Origin of the sequence: Nocardia sp. NPDC006630, assembly GCF_040611495.1 — a bacterium.
In the GTDB taxonomy this organism is placed as follows: Bacteria; Actinomycetota; Actinomycetes; order Mycobacteriales; family Mycobacteriaceae; genus Nocardia.
Map to the genome: position 1 here is coordinate 284,901 of NZ_JBEXOK010000009.1, position 14,853 is coordinate 299,753.

Below are 14,853 nucleotides of genomic sequence, written 5' to 3' on the forward strand. Positions count from 1 at the left end.
TCTGAACCATGCCGAGAAGTGAAACACGTGTCAATCAGTAATTCAATCGTTGATTGAATCCCCTGAGCCGCTACCGCTCGGCAAGCAGGTCGAGCGAGACCTGCCACAGCCGTTCGGCATTGCCGGGGTCAAGTGCGTACGAGGCCACACCGCGGCGAATGCCGGGCTGATGGGGTTCGGCCTCGTTGCAGTCCTCGAAGTAGCGACCGCCCACCCCCTCGAGCAGCGGCGAGGTGGCCAGCAGGACCGAGGTGGCCGCGCCCTGCGCCGGGGTCTTCCACGAGACCGCGGTGCTGTCTGGCTCGAATGATGCGGGCGCGTTCTGCACCGCGCCCATATGCCTGCTCAGATTCGTGGCCGGGATTCTGCCCGGGTTCAGGGCGTTCACGGTGATCCCGTCGTCGGCCCAGCGCTGCGCCGCCTCGACCGCGAACAGGATATTGGCCGTTTTGGACTGCCCGTACGCCTCCCACGGGTCATAGGGCCGGCGCTGGAAGTGGATGTCGTCGAACACGATCTGCCCGTTCAGATGACCGACCGAACTCACCACGACCACTCGCGCAGTGCCCGCCGCCGCCAGCGCGTCGTGCAGACCACCGGTCAGTGCGAAATGGCCGAGATGGTTTGTGGCGAACTGCATTTCCCAGCCCTGCGGGGTGCGCAGTTCCGGTGTGGCCATGATGCCCGCATTGTCGACGAGAATATGCAGTGGCCCGTGCCAGGCGGTGGCGAACGCCGCGATCGACGCCCGGTCCGCGAGGTCGAGTGGTTCGATACGGACCTTGTCATTACCGGTGACGCCGATGATCTCCTCTGCGACAGCTTTCGCGGCTTCGACATTGCGCACGGCCAGGGTCACCTCCGCGTTGGCGCCGGCGAGGGCACGAGCCGTCTCGGTGCCGATTCCGGACCCGCCGCCGGTGACGATCGCCCGGTAGCCCGTAAGGTCCAGGCCCGCAATGACTTCCGATGCGGTGGATTGCGCACCGAAGGGCGTGGTGACACGACTGATACTCATCCCACTACTTCTTCCTGACGACGCTCTACACTGATAAACGGAGCCGGGTCCGCTTACCCAGCATAAGCGGACCCGGCTCCGTTTATCAACAGTCAGGAGACGTCGAAAAAATGCCCCCCGCAGGATCCCGCCCCCTGCGCGCCGACGCGCAGCTCAATCACGACCGCGTCCTCGAGGCGGCCGCACAGGCCTTCGCCCGCGAGGGCACCCAGGCCTCACTCAAAGCGATCGCCAAGGACGCGGGCGTCGGCATCGGCACCCTGTATCGCCGCTTCCCCACCCGCGAGACCCTGGTCGAAGCGACCTACCGCAACGAAGTCACCAGACTGTGCGACTCCGCCCTCGACCTCCTGTCGAATGTTCCCGCACCCCAGGCACTCCGAACCTGGATGGACCATTTCATCGACTTCATGGCCACCAAGAACGCCATGGCAGACGCCCTGCGCACCCTGCTCGTCTCGGAAGCCGACATCATGCACACCCGCGCACTACTCACCGACGCCCTGGCAGAACTCCTGACCGCCGGCGCCGCCGACACAACGATCCGCTCGGACATCGACCCGACCGACGTCCTGATGAGCCTGGGCGGAATCACCCTCATCGCAGGCGAACTCGACCAGCGCGACCTGGCCCGCCGCCTACTGGACCTCCTGATGGACGGCCTGCGCTACTTCCCACCCGCCGCCTGACCCCCGCGCGGGTACAGATGCCTGCTGACATCACCCACAAGATCGACAAACACCCGGCGCTCCACAAACCGCCACCGCCCGTCACGCCGAGCGAAACTGTCGTGGTAGCGGCCACTTGCAATGGGCTGCAAGGGTAATTCGGGCAACGCCTGCAGCACCGTGAAATAACTCCGGCACCCAGCCGTGCCCGCAGCCTCGTCCACCTCGATCGCGAGATTGGTGGTGACGTGCTTGGTGCGCGGCGTGCCGTCCTCATACACGATCACCGTGCCGCGGAACATCGCCTCGATCGCCTCAGCCCCACTGACCGATCCTCCACTGCTGCCGAAGCTCGCATCGGCGAGCAGCGCACCCAGCCCTGCGAAGTCGCCGCCATCCACCAGCTCGGCATAGGCGGCGATCAGATTCTCGATGGCTCTGCTCATGTACTCACCTTCAGTTCGTTGCCGGGTTCATTGTCGAGCGGCCAGTCCGTCCGTGCGTTGAATCTCGAAAAGCGGTAGCACCAAAGAGGAATGAACGTTTGCGCTGACGGCCCACTGGGAGCTACTCTGAAATCTATACGGAAACGATCGTTTCGTTTTAGGAGAAGGCGATGACATCCATTCCGCTGCTTCCCGCCCAGACCGACGTGCTGATCGTCGGTGCCGGACCGGCAGGACTGACACTCGCGGCAAGCCTGCGTCAACTGGGCGTGGACCATGTACTGATCGACCGCTTCACCGAGGTTCAGCCCGGCAGTAAAGCGGCGGCCGTACAGCCCCGCACCTTGGAATATCTCGAGCGAATCGATGTCAGTGCGCGATTGGTCCAGGCCGGCGAGCGTGGGCGGGGGTTTCGGTTGCACGATCGCGACAGGACATTGCTGCGGGCAGGCTACGACGACCTGCAGACGCCATACCCCTTCGTGCTGCTGATCTCCCAGCAGACCACCGAGGCGCATCTGCTGCAGCGCTTGAAGGAGTTGGGCGGCGAGGTGCATCGCGGTCACAAATTCCTCGGTGCAGCCACCGATTTCCCGGGGAAGGTCGCGACCGTCGCGGGCCCCGATGGCATGCTGCGCGCGATATCCGCGCGCTACATCGTCGGCTGCGACGGCGTCCACAGTGCGGTCCGGACGTCAGCCGGAATCGATTTCCCCGGTGCGGCGCACGAGCAGCGATTCGCTATTGCCGATGTGCGGCTGAGTCTCGATGACGACGACGCCAAATCCGACACCACGTTCTTTCTTTCCGCCAACGGCATGCTGCTGCTGTCCCCGCTTGCCGGCGGCCTGCATCGCATGGTGGCCTCGGCGCCCAGTCCGGCGCCCCCGACACTCGCTGATATCGAACGCCTTCTCGCCGAGCGTGGTTCGCGTTCCAGCGAAGCCCGGGTGATCGAGGTGGTGGCCGCATCGACCTACCGCGTACAGGAACGGGTGGCAGCCTATTTCCGGGCCGGGAATGTCTTCCTGGTCGGCGACGCCGCACACACCCACAGCCCGGCGGGAGCTCAGGGCATGAATACCGGCATTCAGGATGCCGGAAATCTCGCCTGGAAACTGCATGCGGTACTGACAGGGCTCACACCGGTCGAACTGCTGGACAGCTATCACCATGAGCGGCACCCTGTCGCGACCGGAATGGTCTCCTTCACAAGCCAATTCGCCACACTTGCGAATCTGCGCGACCCGGTCGCAGGCGATCTCCGCAATCGTGTCCTGACCGCAGCCGCCGCCACACCCGGCGTCACCGACTGGATCACCACCAAACTCGCGCAGCTCGATATCGCCTATACCGATGAGCCTGACCACGGATCACCGCGTATCGGCGGACGCGTCTCGCCACTGATCGTCCCCAGCGCCGGCCTGAACTGGACCCTTGCGCTGCCCGGCGACATCGGGCAGGCCTCGGCGCAGCCTGTCCGGCACGGAGTGGTGACCGTTCGGCACATGCCCGGGCTCGACAGGCCGCTGCTTGTCCGACCGGACGGATACCTGGCTGCAAACGAGGTTCCGGCCAGTGGCGGCACTGTGCTGCAAGACCTTTCGAGCTATCTCCCCATTCGATAACGCCACCGCATCCGAATCACGCGTCCGACGGAGTTGATCTGATCATGAGCGCCCCCGCGAACCCGATACACCGCGGAATCCATCACCTGAAACTGCCCGTCACCGACCTCGAGCGCAGTGCCGACTGGTATCGCACCGTCCTCGGCGCGCATCGTCTGACCGAGCTCGATCACCGTCGCGCCGACGGCACACTCTTCGCCGTCATCCTCGATGTTCCCGGCTTCCCCGGCCGACTGGAGCTACGGCTGGATCCGGTGACGGCCAAGGCTCTCAACGGTTATGACCTTCTCACCCTGTCCGTCACGGATCGAGTGGCGATCGACCACTGGGTTGCACGGCTCGATACCCTCGACATCCCGCATTCACCCCCGATTGTCGCGCTGATCGGCTGGTTGCTGGTGGTTCCCGATCCCGATGGGCTCCGGCTGCGTTTCTACACCACCGAGCCCCACCGGTTGGGCGCCGATGCGGTGGAGTTCGATTCACCCTGGCTCGGCGCGGGAGTTGTCGCCGAAACAGCCAGCGCTGCAGGCGAATCCGCCGTGTGTGCGGTCGGCCGACTCACGGCGCTGCCCGGCTACCGAGACCGGGTACTCGCCCGGATGCGGTCACTGGAAGACATCATCCGGCAGGAGGACGGCTGCCTCAGATCAGGCGGCACTCGATGCGCACCACAAGACTGCCCATATGGAACAGTTCGCCACATTCGCTATGCCCCTGGTGGATTGGCCGCCACAGCAGGATTTACTCACGCCGTTGACCTGACAGCTGGGCGCAATCCCGCATTCACACCGGATTTCGACCGCGAGCCCCGTCTCGAAGCGAGGAGGCCGAGGCGAAACCGCTTATGCCGGCGATCAATTGCTGCGCCGAAGAGCCGTCACCGAGGTGTTCCAGCACGATAAGACCCGGCATCAGTGTCGTCAATAACGCTGCCACAGCGTCGATATCGGCATCCGGCGCAAGGTATCCGGCAACCTGCCACCGCCGGGCGAGCTCGGCGAAGTTCGCCCGGGTGGAGCGATAGTAGGCGTTGACCAGCTCATGCAGGTGCGGCCGCCGAAGCGCCTCGGTCCACGCCTGCATCGCCAATTGCGAGAGGTCATAACCTTCCTGCTCCCCCCTGCTGTGCAGGTCCTCCACCAGCACGGCAACCGTCTCGTCCGGGGTCGGCGTCGGCTCAGCGGCCAGCAATCGATCGAACAGACTCCCGATCAGCTCGAGCGCCTCCGCCGCCGTAGCGTCGATGAGCTCGTCCTTGCTCCGGAAGTACCGGTACACGGCACTCGAAGACAACCCGGTCGCACCGATGATCTGATCCATCGACGCCGCATGGAACCCATCCCGCGCGAAACACCCCCAAGCACTCGTCAACACATGACGACGCCGTTCGGCCCAAAGTTCCTCACTGATGCGCGGCATACCCCCACCCTAAACAAGAACGACCGTTTCATGCGGGATGATGGCCTTGACCGAGGCGATCGGTCTCAGCGAACAATGCATTCGCCGGGCCCTACGGAGGCCCTTTTGCTCCGGCCTAGCGGCCGGTATGAAACCGAGCCCGTTGCGCATTGTTTGCGACCCACCCGTAATACATAGATAGATGCATATATTTCCATGTACATACTCTCCTTGGGATTGGAGATTCATGCACAACCGTTCGAAACGACTGCGCCCCAAGAGGTTCGGGGCATCAGCTCAGGGTGGTGGACAGCACGTAGCCGCCGGATGCGCAGATGCCGAGTGCACTGATGCGGCCGGCATCGACCTCCAGCCGAGCGTGTTCCTGGGAGCCGGGCACCCAGGAACACCGCAGCCTTCTCCGAGTTCGTGGATCGGCCGAGGATGCGTCGAAAGTGCCGGAGAGCAAAGGGGAATCATGGTCGCGATTACCGAGAAGCAGGTGGACGCGTGGGTCGAGCGGTATGTGCGGGCGTGGAAGACGTCCGATCCGGAGGATATTGCCGGGCTGTTCACCGAGGAGGCCGAGTATCACGAATGGCCTTATGAGACTTCGTGGATCGGTCGTGCGGCCATCGTGGACGGATGGTTGGGTCGAGAGGCTTGGCAGCAGGGCGGGTGGGAATTCCAGTGGTCGGTGCTGGCGGTCAATGGGGATACAGCCGCGATCGAAGGGACGGGTGTTTATCGCAAGCTCGGGACGTTCGCGAATCTGTGGACGGTGACCTTTGGTGAGAAGCGCCGCTGTTCGGTGTTCCGGATGTGGAACAACGAGCGCTGAGCGTCCCGCGTCCGGTCAGGCGGGTTCCGCTTCGAGGTCGAAGGTGACGCGGTCGGAGGCAATACCGTTGATACGCAATTCGATTGCGTGGCCGCCGGGGTAGTAGCGGCGGGTGGTGATCGGGCGGAACGAGTGCTCGCGGTCGATGGTGTGCACTTCACCGGGGGCGAGGGTGCAGGTGGCTAGTTTGAAGGTTTTGCCGGTTTGGCCGCCGTTTGCCTTGCGGTGGTGGATGACGTAGTCGATGGACAGTCGCGCCGGATCGGTGCCGGAATTGCGGATGGTGGCGGTGAAGCGGATGCTGCCGCCGGGCGCAACGGTCCTCCGGTCCAGTAGCGGACCGTCGATTTCGACTGCGGCATGGGCGAATCCGAGCAACTCCAGTGCCCCCGGGTGGCCGGCTTTGATCAGGGTGCGCAGAGCGTGGCGCACCAGGCGCGCGGTATCGGGTCCTGGAGCGGCGAGCCAGCGCCGGGCGGTGGCGACCACCAGATCGGGTTCGTCGCGGCTGAGGTCATTGAGGTGGTTGGCCACCGAGCGTCGGACATATTCGCTGTCGTCGAGGTAGAGCGCGTCGAGGATCGGCACGGTGACTCCGGGACGGGCAATGATCTCGGGAACCCTTGTGGACCAAGGCAGATAAGGCCGGGTTCCCTCGGACGCCAGCCGGCGGACATCGATATCGCCGGAGGTGGCCCACCCGGCGACAACGCCCAGCGCCCGGTCCAGATCGTGGCGCAGCAGCGTGCGGATCGCAAATTCCGCGGTGAGCCGCCCGGTGAGATCGGCCAGCAGCGCCATCGCGTCATCGAACGCGGTGTTGCTGCCCTCCGCCACGGCGCGAGCCGCGATCGCGCTGGTGACCGGCCAGATCAGCCACCCCCCGAATGGCTCCGAACCGTTGGCGGCGGTGCGCACGACACCGGCGAGTTCGGCGTACGTGCCGGGCACATCCGCCAGAAGCGCATCGCGGAGCAGATCGGCGCGCGGTCGCAGGGCGAGGGGGCCGAGCTTGCCGGGCGCGGCTCGCAAAGCGGTCAATTCAGCTGTAGGCGCGGCCTTTTCGATCGCGCCGAGCAGATCGCGCGCGGTGCGGTCATTGATGAGTTCATCAGCGAAGGGCATGACGTCCGATACTCCTGGGTGCTGGTTTCTCGAGGTATCACTGCGACAGGACGAGCTCAGGCCGGAGCCGACATGGCAGCGAGATAGGCGAGCGCTTCCTCGCTGCGACTTCCGGGCTCCGGGGTGCCCACGAGCAACTGCTGTCCGGGCGCATCGCGCACATCGAAGGTCTGGTAGGTCAGTTCGATTCGCCCGGCATCGGGATGGACGAAGACCTTGAACGCACGATCGAGACCCCCGACCTTCTGATCGGCCCACAGCGTACGAAACTCCGGGGACCTCTCGGTGAGCTCGGCGACAAGACCGCTGATATCCCGATCCGCCGGGTAGTGCCCGGCATTCAGGCGCAACGCATGCACCGTGGCGGCGGCCACCACGGGCCACTCGGCGAAAACGGTCCTGGCCTCCGGATGTGTGAACAGGATGCGCGGCATATTCCGCTCGGCACCGAACGGCGCCAGCAAGGCCTCGGCGATCGAATTGGCCGCCAGCACGTCGAACGCCGGTCCCAGCACATACGCGCCGGCGCGGGGGAACGCATCGAGCAGTTGCAGCAGCGACGGGTGCACCCGGTCCCGCGAATTCTCGGGCAACACACGGGGATTCAACCCTGCCAGCCGATACAGATGACCGCGAGCGTCGGCGGTGAGTTTCAGCGCACGCCCAATCGCATCGATGACCTGCGCGGAAGGATTCCGCTCACGCCCCTGTTCCAGCCGTGCGTAGTAATCAGCGCTGACTCCGGCCAGCACCGCCACTTCCTCCCTGCGCAGCCCCGCGACCCGACGGCCCGACCCACCGCCGGACAGCCCGGCCTCGGCGGGTTCGATCCGCGCGCGGCAGGCCCGAAGGAACTCACCGAGCTCATTGTCACGGGATCCCATGCTGGCGATGATAGCCACGCCGGAACTGGCCAGGGTGTCGCGCACCCAGGTTCACACTGCCTTCCAGAACCGGCGCATCCCGGATGTACTGGGTTGTCACCTCACCAGAGTCCTAGGAGCGCAATGACTTCCTCGTCGCACACCGAGCAGAAGGTCGTCCTGATCACCGGAGCCAGCAGCGGGATCGGCGAGGCCACCGCCCGTCACCTCGCCGCGCTGGGACATCAGGTGGTCGCGGGCGCCCGGCGCACCGATCGGCTCGCGGTCCTGGCGGCCGGCGTACGCGCTGCCGGAGGTTTGCTCGACGGCCTCGAACTCGACGTCACCAGCTTGGACAGCGTCCGGGTGTTCGTCGCCACCGCTGTCGATCGATACGGCCGGGTCGACGTACTGATCAACAATGCCGGGGTGATGCCGCTGTCCCCTATCAGCGATCTGCGCATCGACGAATGGGAGCAGATGATCGACGTCAATCTGCGCGGCACGCTCTACGGCATCGCCGCTGTGCTGCCGGCCATGCAGGCGCAGGGCAGCGGTCACATCGTCAATATCGCCTCGGTCGCGGGCCTGCGCGTCGACCCGACCGCAGCGGTCTACAGCGCCACCAAGTTCGGCGTCCGCGCGCTGTCCGAGGGATTGCGCCAGGAGAGCAAGGATATTCGCGTCACCGTCGTCAGCCCGGGCTTCACCCACAGCGAGCTCACCGACCGCGGTGGTTCGGACGCGGCCCGATCGGCGGCGCGCGGTGCGACCGACCGGCTCGCCATCCCCGCATCGGCGATTGCCGAGGCTATCGGCTTCGCCATCGGTCAGCCCGCGACGGTCGATGTCAACGAACTCGTCATCCGTCCTTCGGCACAGAACTAGGTGCCCCACCGGCCAGGCGGCGGTTGGTGGCCAGCAACTGGTGTTCGGTGCTCGTTTGCAGGTCGCGCACCTGCGCGGAGTCGAGGCGGCCGCAGAGCCTGCCCCAGTGCACCGCGACCTGGTCGCCGATCGTCGCCTCCGAGCCGAAACCATCGATCACGGCGTGCTGCTCCGAGGGTTCCGACAGGCGCAGTACGTGGTCGTCCCAGACCAACCGGGGACCGGTGATCGAGATATCGTCGCCGGAGCGCTCGACAATGGTTCCCCAGCCGATACGGCAGCTGTCGAGGACATGGAGCGGATGTCCGTCCATGCCCTTTCCCAGAAACCGGGACCACGGGTAGACCCCGAATACGTGGAAGCAGTGATTGGCGGCCGCCTCCCCCGCCAGGTCGGCGGTCAGATGCGCCCAGTACTGGCCGGCGAGCGGCCCGATCAGCGAAAGCAGTTCGGCGGTGAACTCCGCGGCATCGAGCTGCGCGCCCAGACCGCCACCGAGCCAATATGATTCGACGAGGCGCGGATCGAGCGGGTCGGCGATCCCGGTCATCCTGGACATGACCCGCAGATATGGCCAGGCCCCCGAGAACCGCCGGGCCGCCGCACGCACCTGCTCCGGTGCACCGTCGCGCAGGGCGGTGGCCTCAGGCGGCCCGCAATAGCCGAGCCGGTTGGGGGCGTAGGCGTACCGGGCGAATATCTCGGTTCCCGAGAGCCCGGTCATACCAACGCCTTTCAGCAGATCCGTGGCAGCTGTTCACCGGCGGGCAGGGCGACCACCCGGGTACCTCCCAACGCCGTGCGAGCCACCACCATGCCCGGATGTTCGCTCACACAGACCCCGATGGCTTCGGACCGGGCGCCCAGCGGATGCTCCCGCATGGCGGCCAGGACCCGATCCGCGTCCTCCGGTGCGACAAAGGCGATCAGCTTGCCCTCGTTGGCGACATACATCGGATCCAGCCCGAGCAGCCCGCACGCATCGCGTACTTCGGGAGGTACCGGCAGCTTCCTTTCATCCAGTGCGACACCGACCTTCGCGACCCCGGCGATCTCATTGAGCGTCGCGGCCACCCCGCCTCGGGTGGGATCTCGCAGCACGTGCACATCAGCGCCGGTGGCGAGCATGGCCGCGACCAGGCCATTGAGCGGTGCGGTATCGCTGACCACCGTGGTCCCGAATTCCAGCCCCGACCGGCAGCTCATCACCGCGACGCCGTGAACACCGATATCGCCGCTGACGATCACCACATCACCCGCGGTGGCCCGCTGCGGGCGGATATCCACGCCGTCGTCGACAATGCCGATACCGGCGGTATTGATGAAAATGCCGTCACCGTGCCCGGAATCGACCACCTTGGTATCGCCGGTGACAAGCTTGACCCCGGCCGCCAAGGCCGCGGTGCCCAGCGCCTTAGCGATATGCGCGATATCGGCAAGCGCTGTTCCCTCTTCGAGAATGAACGCGGTGGACAGCACCATCGGCCGCGCGCCCGACATCGCCAGATCATTGACCGTGCCGTTCACCGCCAGATCACCGATCGACCCACCGGGAAATATCAACGGCTTCACCACAAACGAGTCCGTCGAGAACGCCAGCCGCGCGCCTCCCAGGGTGATGACCGCCGAATCGCCCATCCCCGCCTCGGCAGCCGAGCCGAAGGCGGGCAGGAACAGATGCTCGATCAACTCCCCCGACATGGCGCCCCCGCCGCCGTGCCCCATCACGATATTCGGTGAATCCCGCAGCGGCATCGGGCACACCCAGTTCTCCATATCGATCGCCGGAGCGGCGGTCGGCATTCCGATATCGTCAGGCATGAGCCACCTCCGCGGGCAGATCCAGGCGTCGATACAGGTAGTAGGCCGCGCAGGCGCCCTCCGACGACACCATGGTGGCGCCCAGCGGATTTCGCGGCGTGCACTCCTTGCCGAACGCGGCGCATTCGTGCGGTTTGATCAGGCCCTGCAATACCTCGCCGGAGCGGCAGATCGAGGATTCCGCAGTGTGCATATCGCCCACCGAAAAGCGTTGTTCCGCATCGTAATCACGGTAGCGATCCGAGAGCCGCCACCCGCTCAGCGGAATGACGCCGATTCCGCGCCAGGCCCGGTCGGTGACTTCGAAGACATCGGTGAGCATCGCCTTCGCGGCGGGATTGCCCTCCAGGGTCACCGCGCGCGGATACGCGTTCTCCAGCTCATGCCTGCCCTCCTCCAGCTGGATGACGGTGCGGCGGATACCTTCCAGAATGTCGAGCGGCTCGAAACCGGTGACCACCATCGGCACCCGATACTTCTCGGCCAGCGGCGGATACTCCTCGGTGCCCATCACGCTGCACACATGTCCGGCCGCGAGAAAACCCTGTACGCGGCAGCTCGGCGATTCCATGATGGCGGCAATGGCGGGCGGTACCAGCACATGCGAGACCAGCAGCGAGAAGTTCTCGATGCCAAGCCTTTTCGCCTGATAGACGGTCATCGCATTGGCGGGCGCCGTGGTCTCGAATCCGATGCCGAAGAACACCACCTGCCGGTCCGGATTCTCCCTGGCGATGTTCAGCGCGTCCAGCGGTGAGTACACCACCCGGACGTCGCCGCCCTCGCTCTTGACGTGGAACAGGTCCTTCTTACTGCCCGGCACCCGCAGCATGTCGCCGAAGGAACAGAAGATCACCCCGGGTTGTGCGGCGATCTCGAGCGCCTTGTCGATCACCTCGAGCGGGGTCACGCAGACCGGACAGCCGGGCCCGTGGATCATTTCGATCTGATCGGGCAGCAGCTGGTCGATGCCGTGGCGGATGATCGAATGGGTCTGTCCACCACACACTTCCATGATCGCCCAGCGCCGGGTGGTGACGGCGCGGATCTTGTCGAGCAGGTTCTTGGCCAGCTCAGGATTGCTGAACTCGTCGAGATACTTCATGACGGCACCTCTGTATCGTGTTGTGGCTGAGCGGGTTCGGCGCCCACGGCCGTGGGGTCGGCGAGACCCGACTGTTTGGCGGCCAGCGCGAAACCATCGCCGAATTCCTCCTTCAGCACCCCGAGATGCTCGAATTCGGCCAGTGTGCGCAACGCGGACACCTCATCGAGCCGCTGGATGGCGAAGCCGACGTGCACCACCACGTAGTCACCGATGGCGGCGTCCGGAATGTATTGCAGGCACACATCCTTGTGCACGCCCCCGAAGTCGACGACGGACATCAGCGTGCCGTCACGCTCCTGGAGGCTGAGCACCTTCCCTGGGACTGCCAGGCACATTGTCGGCTCTCCTTTCGCTCAGCCCGCACCCGAGGCAAGAATCTGCCCGAATGCGAGACCACCATCGTTCGGCGGCAGCCGTCGATGACTCAGGACATGGAATCCGTTTTCCCGCAGCACAGTTCGTGACTGCGAAAGCAGTAGGGCGTTCTGGAAGACGCCGCCGGACAGGGCCACGGTGGTCGATTCGCCCGCGAAGGCGTTCGCCAGTTCCAGGACCAGCCGGGCGACGGCATCGTGAAAGCGCGCGCCGATCACCGCGGGTGCGACACCTCCGGTCGAATCGGCGACGACCGCGGCGATCACGGGTGCCGGATCGATGACGACGGGGTCCGCCTCCCGGTCGATTCCGAACCGGTACGCCGTCCCGAAGGTGCCGGCTGCCGGATCGATACCGCGCGAGATGCCTTCGAGCTCGATCGCCGCCTGCGCTTCGTAGTCGGCGATGTGCCGCACACCGGCGAGCGATGACACCGCGTCGAACAGCCGGCCCATGCTCGAGGTCGGCACGCACCCGAGCCCGGTCTCGAATTGATGTGCCAGCACTCGTCTTTCGTCTGCCGGACAGGCCGCGACCGCGGTGATATCGTCCGACCACTCGATTCCGGCCGCCCGCAGATGAGCGAGCGCCATACGGTAGGGCCGCTGCACACTGGCATCACCACCGGCCAGCGGAACGTATTTCAGATGTGCCAGCCGCCGGTATCCCTTGTAGCCCGCCAGCAGTACCTCACCGCCCCACACCGCGCCGTCCGGGCCGAAACCCGTGCCGTCGAAGGCGAGCCCGACCACGGTCGCCGATTCGCCGAGGCCGTGCTCACCCATCACGGAGGCGATATGGGCGTGGTGATGCTGGACGGTGCGCACGGGCCGCTTACCCGCGTGCTCGCGCGCCCATGCGGTGGACCGATAGAGCGGATGAGCGTCGGCGGCCAGCTGAATCGGCCGCACTCCGGTGAGCACCTCCAGATGCCGCTCCGCCTCGTCGAAGGCGCGCAGGGTGGCCAGATCGTCCATATCGCCGATGTGCTGGCTCAGCCAGGCATAGCGGCCGTCCGCGACCGCGCAGGTGTTCTTGAGGTCGCCGCCGACCGCCAGGGTGGGCGGCACCGGGACCGGAAGTGCCAGCGGCAGTGGCGCGTATCCGCGCGAGCGCCGGATCGGCAGTTCGATACCGTCGACCACGCGGACCACCGAATCGTCACAGGGGACGAGAATGCGGCGGTTGTGCGACAGCCAGCCGTCGGCCAGCCCGGCCAGGCGCTCGCGGGCGTCGGCATCGTCGTAGCAGATCGGCTCGCCGCCGAGATTGCCCGAGGTCATCACCAGCACCTGCGGGCCGGGACGATCATCGGGACCGCCGAAGAGCAGTACGTGCAGCGGGGTGTACGCGATCATGATGCCCAGATCCGGATTGCCCGGCGCGAGCGAGTCGGCCAGCGCACCGGCCTTGCGAGCCAGCAGCACAATCGGGCGCTGCGGGCCGGTCAGCAGGGCGGCACTCGTCTCGTCGACCTCGGCGATCGCGCGGGCGGTGGCCAGGTCCGGGACCATGACGGCAAATGGCTTGTCGCCGCGGCGTTTCCGGCGGCGCAGCTCAGCCACGGCGGCATCATCGGCGGCATCGCAGGCCAGGTGGTATCCGCCGATACCTTTGACCGCGAGGATTCCGCTCGCGCGCAACAGTTCTCGTGCCTGCGCGAGCGCGAACTCGCCGCCATTCCGCGGGGTCCGCGTGAGCACATCGACTTCCGGGTGTCGCACAGCCTGCGCGAGCACATTCGCCTCGACACTCCGCCAGGCTCGCGAGAACGCGATGCTGCCGGTATTGCGTTCCTCCACAGGGACTTTCGATCCCGGTGACAGCGCTCCGGCGGTCCGGGCATCGAACGTCAAGGTCGGCCCGCACTCGGGGCAGGCGATCGGCTGAGCGTGGAAACGCCGGTCCGCAGGGTCGGCGTACTCGCGGGCGCAACACTCGCACATGGCGAAGTCCGCCATGGAGGTCCGGTCACGGTCATAGGGCAGATCCGCGATGATCGTGAAGCGCGGACCGCAGTTCGTGCAGTTGATGAACGGGTGCCGGTAGCGGCGGTTGCCCGGATCGGCGAGTTCCCGGGCGCAATCGGCGCACATCGCGACATCGGGTGAGGCGAGGGTGCGCCCGCCGCCGGTGCGGGAGGTGTCGGCAATGTGGAAGCCCGTACCACCGCGCACGGGGATATCGCTCTCGCGCACCGATTCCACGACGGCGAGCGGTGGTGGCTGCGTACGCATCCGGCGCGCGAATTCCGCGAGATCCGCCGGTGCGCCTTCGACTTCGATGATCACGCCGGAGCTGTCGTTGGAGACGCTGCCCGACAGCGCCAATTCGGCCGCGGTGCTGTAGACGAAGGGCCGGAATCCGACACCCTGCACCACACCCGCGACCAGCAGCCGCCGACGCGCGCGTCTCATGGGAAATCACCGGACGGCTCGTCACCACTCCCGAGCAGGCGCAGTCCGGCCAGTGCCGATGCCGCACCCGCCTCGTCGGTCTTCTCGACCACGAAGCCCATGTGAATGATCACCCAATCACCCGGTTGCGCCGGATCATCTTCCAGGAGACCGATATTCACCTTCCGCTTCTCACCGGAGACATCCACCAGGGCGACCTGGTTGTTGTACCCGTCGAGAATTTCCACGACGCGTCCCGGAATACCCAGGCACAT

16 protein-coding genes are annotated in these 14,853 nt (G+C 65.8%); 5 read left to right on the plus strand and 11 right to left on the minus strand.

Features of this window, described 5'->3' with window-relative positions; all coding sequences use genetic code 11:
* Window positions 1-70: 70 nt before the first annotated feature.
* Entirely contained in the window at window positions 71-1,018 is a 948-nt protein-coding gene (locus ABZX86_RS27445) for an SDR family NAD(P)-dependent oxidoreductase (protein WP_355127528.1), read from the minus strand.
* A gap of 110 nt (window positions 1,019-1,128) precedes the next feature.
* Between ABZX86_RS27445 and ABZX86_RS27450 the strand changes: the two genes are divergently transcribed.
* Complete coding sequence (locus ABZX86_RS27450) at window positions 1,129-1,707, plus strand: helix-turn-helix domain-containing protein (protein WP_355127529.1); 579 nt, start codon at window positions 1,129-1,131, stop codon at window positions 1,705-1,707.
* On the opposite strand, the gene ABZX86_RS27455 is transcribed toward ABZX86_RS27450, so the two are convergent.
* On the minus strand, window positions 1,686-2,132 hold the full coding sequence (locus ABZX86_RS27455) for a nuclear transport factor 2 family protein (protein ID WP_355127530.1): 447 nt from the start codon (window positions 2,130-2,132) through the stop codon (window positions 1,686-1,688). The two genes, ABZX86_RS27450 and ABZX86_RS27455, sit on opposite strands and share 22 nt — an antisense overlap.
* 170 nt (window positions 2,133-2,302) lie before the next feature.
* Between ABZX86_RS27455 and ABZX86_RS27460 the strand changes: the two genes are divergently transcribed.
* Window positions 2,303-3,760 carry an FAD-dependent monooxygenase gene (locus ABZX86_RS27460; protein WP_355127531.1) on the plus strand — a complete coding sequence of 486 codons (1,458 nt, stop codon included), beginning with the start codon at window positions 2,303-2,305 and terminating at the stop codon, window positions 3,758-3,760.
* A gap of 44 nt (window positions 3,761-3,804) precedes the next feature.
* Complete coding sequence (locus ABZX86_RS27465) at window positions 3,805-4,665, plus strand: VOC family protein (protein WP_355127532.1); 861 nt, start codon at window positions 3,805-3,807, stop codon at window positions 4,663-4,665.
* Here the strand turns inward: ABZX86_RS27465 and ABZX86_RS27470 are convergent.
* Window positions 4,547-5,182, minus strand: coding sequence for a TetR/AcrR family transcriptional regulator (locus ABZX86_RS27470; RefSeq protein WP_355127533.1), 636 nt, complete (start codon window positions 5,180-5,182; stop codon window positions 4,547-4,549). The genes ABZX86_RS27465 and ABZX86_RS27470 overlap by 119 nt on opposite strands.
* Before the next feature lie 457 nt (window positions 5,183-5,639).
* On the opposite strand from ABZX86_RS27470, the gene ABZX86_RS27475 reads away from it, so the two are divergent.
* The gene (locus ABZX86_RS27475) at window positions 5,640-6,002 is read left to right on the plus strand and encodes a nuclear transport factor 2 family protein (RefSeq protein WP_355127534.1); all 363 of its coding nucleotides are present in this window, start codon (window positions 5,640-5,642) and stop codon (window positions 6,000-6,002) included.
* Between the two features lie 15 nt (window positions 6,003-6,017).
* Here the strand turns inward: ABZX86_RS27475 and ABZX86_RS27480 are convergent, their stop codons facing one another.
* Window positions 6,018-7,127, minus strand: a complete 1,110-nt coding sequence (locus tag ABZX86_RS27480; RefSeq protein ID WP_355127535.1) for a DNA alkylation repair protein — start codon at window positions 7,125-7,127, stop codon at window positions 6,018-6,020.
* Window positions 7,128-7,183: 56 nt separating this feature from the next.
* On the minus strand, window positions 7,184-8,011 hold the full coding sequence (locus ABZX86_RS27485; protein WP_355127536.1) for a helix-turn-helix transcriptional regulator: 828 nt from the start codon (window positions 8,009-8,011) through the stop codon (window positions 7,184-7,186).
* 123 nt (window positions 8,012-8,134) lie between these two features.
* On the opposite strand from ABZX86_RS27485, the gene ABZX86_RS27490 reads away from it, so the two are divergent.
* Complete coding sequence (locus tag ABZX86_RS27490) at window positions 8,135-8,878, plus strand: SDR family oxidoreductase (RefSeq protein WP_355127537.1); 744 nt, start codon at window positions 8,135-8,137, stop codon at window positions 8,876-8,878.
* On the opposite strand, the gene ABZX86_RS27495 is transcribed toward ABZX86_RS27490, so the two are convergent.
* From ABZX86_RS27495 to ABZX86_RS27520, 6 genes are read right to left on the minus strand one after another with little or no spacing between them, the layout of a single operon-like run.
* Entirely contained in the window at window positions 8,853-9,602 is a 750-nt protein-coding gene (locus ABZX86_RS27495; RefSeq protein WP_355127538.1) for a DUF6390 family protein, read from the minus strand. The genes ABZX86_RS27490 and ABZX86_RS27495 overlap by 26 nt on opposite strands.
* A gap of 11 nt (window positions 9,603-9,613) precedes the next feature.
* Window positions 9,614-10,699, minus strand: a complete 1,086-nt coding sequence (gene hypE / locus ABZX86_RS27500) for a hydrogenase expression/formation protein HypE (RefSeq protein ID WP_355127539.1) — start codon at window positions 10,697-10,699, stop codon at window positions 9,614-9,616.
* Entirely contained in the window at window positions 10,692-11,804 is a 1,113-nt protein-coding gene (gene hypD / locus ABZX86_RS27505; protein ID WP_355127540.1) for a hydrogenase formation protein HypD, read from the minus strand. Before hypD ends, hypE begins: the two co-directional genes overlap by 8 nt.
* Window positions 11,801-12,142, minus strand: a complete 342-nt coding sequence (locus tag ABZX86_RS27510; protein WP_355127541.1) for a HypC/HybG/HupF family hydrogenase formation chaperone — start codon at window positions 12,140-12,142, stop codon at window positions 11,801-11,803. The genes hypD and ABZX86_RS27510 overlap by 4 nt, the downstream gene beginning before the upstream one ends.
* 18 nt (window positions 12,143-12,160) lie before the next feature.
* A complete protein-coding gene (hypF, locus tag ABZX86_RS27515; RefSeq protein ID WP_355127542.1) occupies window positions 12,161-14,599 on the minus strand; it encodes a carbamoyltransferase HypF in 2,439 nt (812 codons plus the stop codon).
* A complete protein-coding gene (locus ABZX86_RS27520; protein WP_355127543.1) occupies window positions 14,596-14,853 on the minus strand; it encodes a HypC/HybG/HupF family hydrogenase formation chaperone in 258 nt (85 codons plus the stop codon). The genes hypF and ABZX86_RS27520 overlap by 4 nt, the downstream gene beginning before the upstream one ends.

What these genes read in the sequence shown, in the direction of transcription:
- ABZX86_RS27445 (WP_355127528.1), bottom strand. Translation starts at nt 1,018, where the DNA reads ATGAGTATCAGTCGTGTCACCACGCCCTTCGGTGCGCAATCCACCGCA.
- ABZX86_RS27450 (WP_355127529.1), top strand. Translation starts at nt 1,129, where the DNA reads ATGCCCCCCGCAGGATCCCGCCCCCTGCGCGCCGACGCGCAGCTCAAT.
- ABZX86_RS27455 (WP_355127530.1), bottom strand. Translation starts at nt 2,132, where the DNA reads ATGAGCAGAGCCATCGAGAATCTGATCGCCGCCTATGCCGAGCTGGTG.
- ABZX86_RS27460 (WP_355127531.1), top strand. Translation starts at nt 2,303, where the DNA reads ATGACATCCATTCCGCTGCTTCCCGCCCAGACCGACGTGCTGATCGTC.
- ABZX86_RS27465 (WP_355127532.1), top strand. Translation starts at nt 3,805, where the DNA reads ATGAGCGCCCCCGCGAACCCGATACACCGCGGAATCCATCACCTGAAA.
- ABZX86_RS27470 (WP_355127533.1), bottom strand. Translation starts at nt 5,182, where the DNA reads ATGCCGCGCATCAGTGAGGAACTTTGGGCCGAACGGCGTCGTCATGTG.
- ABZX86_RS27475 (WP_355127534.1), top strand. Translation starts at nt 5,640, where the DNA reads ATGGTCGCGATTACCGAGAAGCAGGTGGACGCGTGGGTCGAGCGGTAT.
- ABZX86_RS27480 (WP_355127535.1), bottom strand. Translation starts at nt 7,127, where the DNA reads ATGCCCTTCGCTGATGAACTCATCAATGACCGCACCGCGCGCGATCTG.
- ABZX86_RS27485 (WP_355127536.1), bottom strand. Translation starts at nt 8,011, where the DNA reads ATGGGATCCCGTGACAATGAGCTCGGTGAGTTCCTTCGGGCCTGCCGC.
- ABZX86_RS27490 (WP_355127537.1), top strand. Translation starts at nt 8,135, where the DNA reads ATGACTTCCTCGTCGCACACCGAGCAGAAGGTCGTCCTGATCACCGGA.
- ABZX86_RS27495 (WP_355127538.1), bottom strand. Translation starts at nt 9,602, where the DNA reads ATGACCGGGCTCTCGGGAACCGAGATATTCGCCCGGTACGCCTACGCC.
- hypE (WP_355127539.1), bottom strand. Translation starts at nt 10,699, where the DNA reads ATGCCTGACGATATCGGAATGCCGACCGCCGCTCCGGCGATCGATATG.
- hypD (WP_355127540.1), bottom strand. Translation starts at nt 11,804, where the DNA reads ATGAAGTATCTCGACGAGTTCAGCAATCCTGAGCTGGCCAAGAACCTG.
- ABZX86_RS27510 (WP_355127541.1), bottom strand. Translation starts at nt 12,142, where the DNA reads ATGTGCCTGGCAGTCCCAGGGAAGGTGCTCAGCCTCCAGGAGCGTGAC.
- hypF (WP_355127542.1), bottom strand. Translation starts at nt 14,599, where the DNA reads ATGAGACGCGCGCGTCGGCGGCTGCTGGTCGCGGGTGTGGTGCAGGGT.
- ABZX86_RS27520 (WP_355127543.1), bottom strand. Translation starts at nt 14,853, where the DNA reads ATGTGCCTGGGTATTCCGGGACGCGTCGTGGAAATTCTCGACGGGTAC.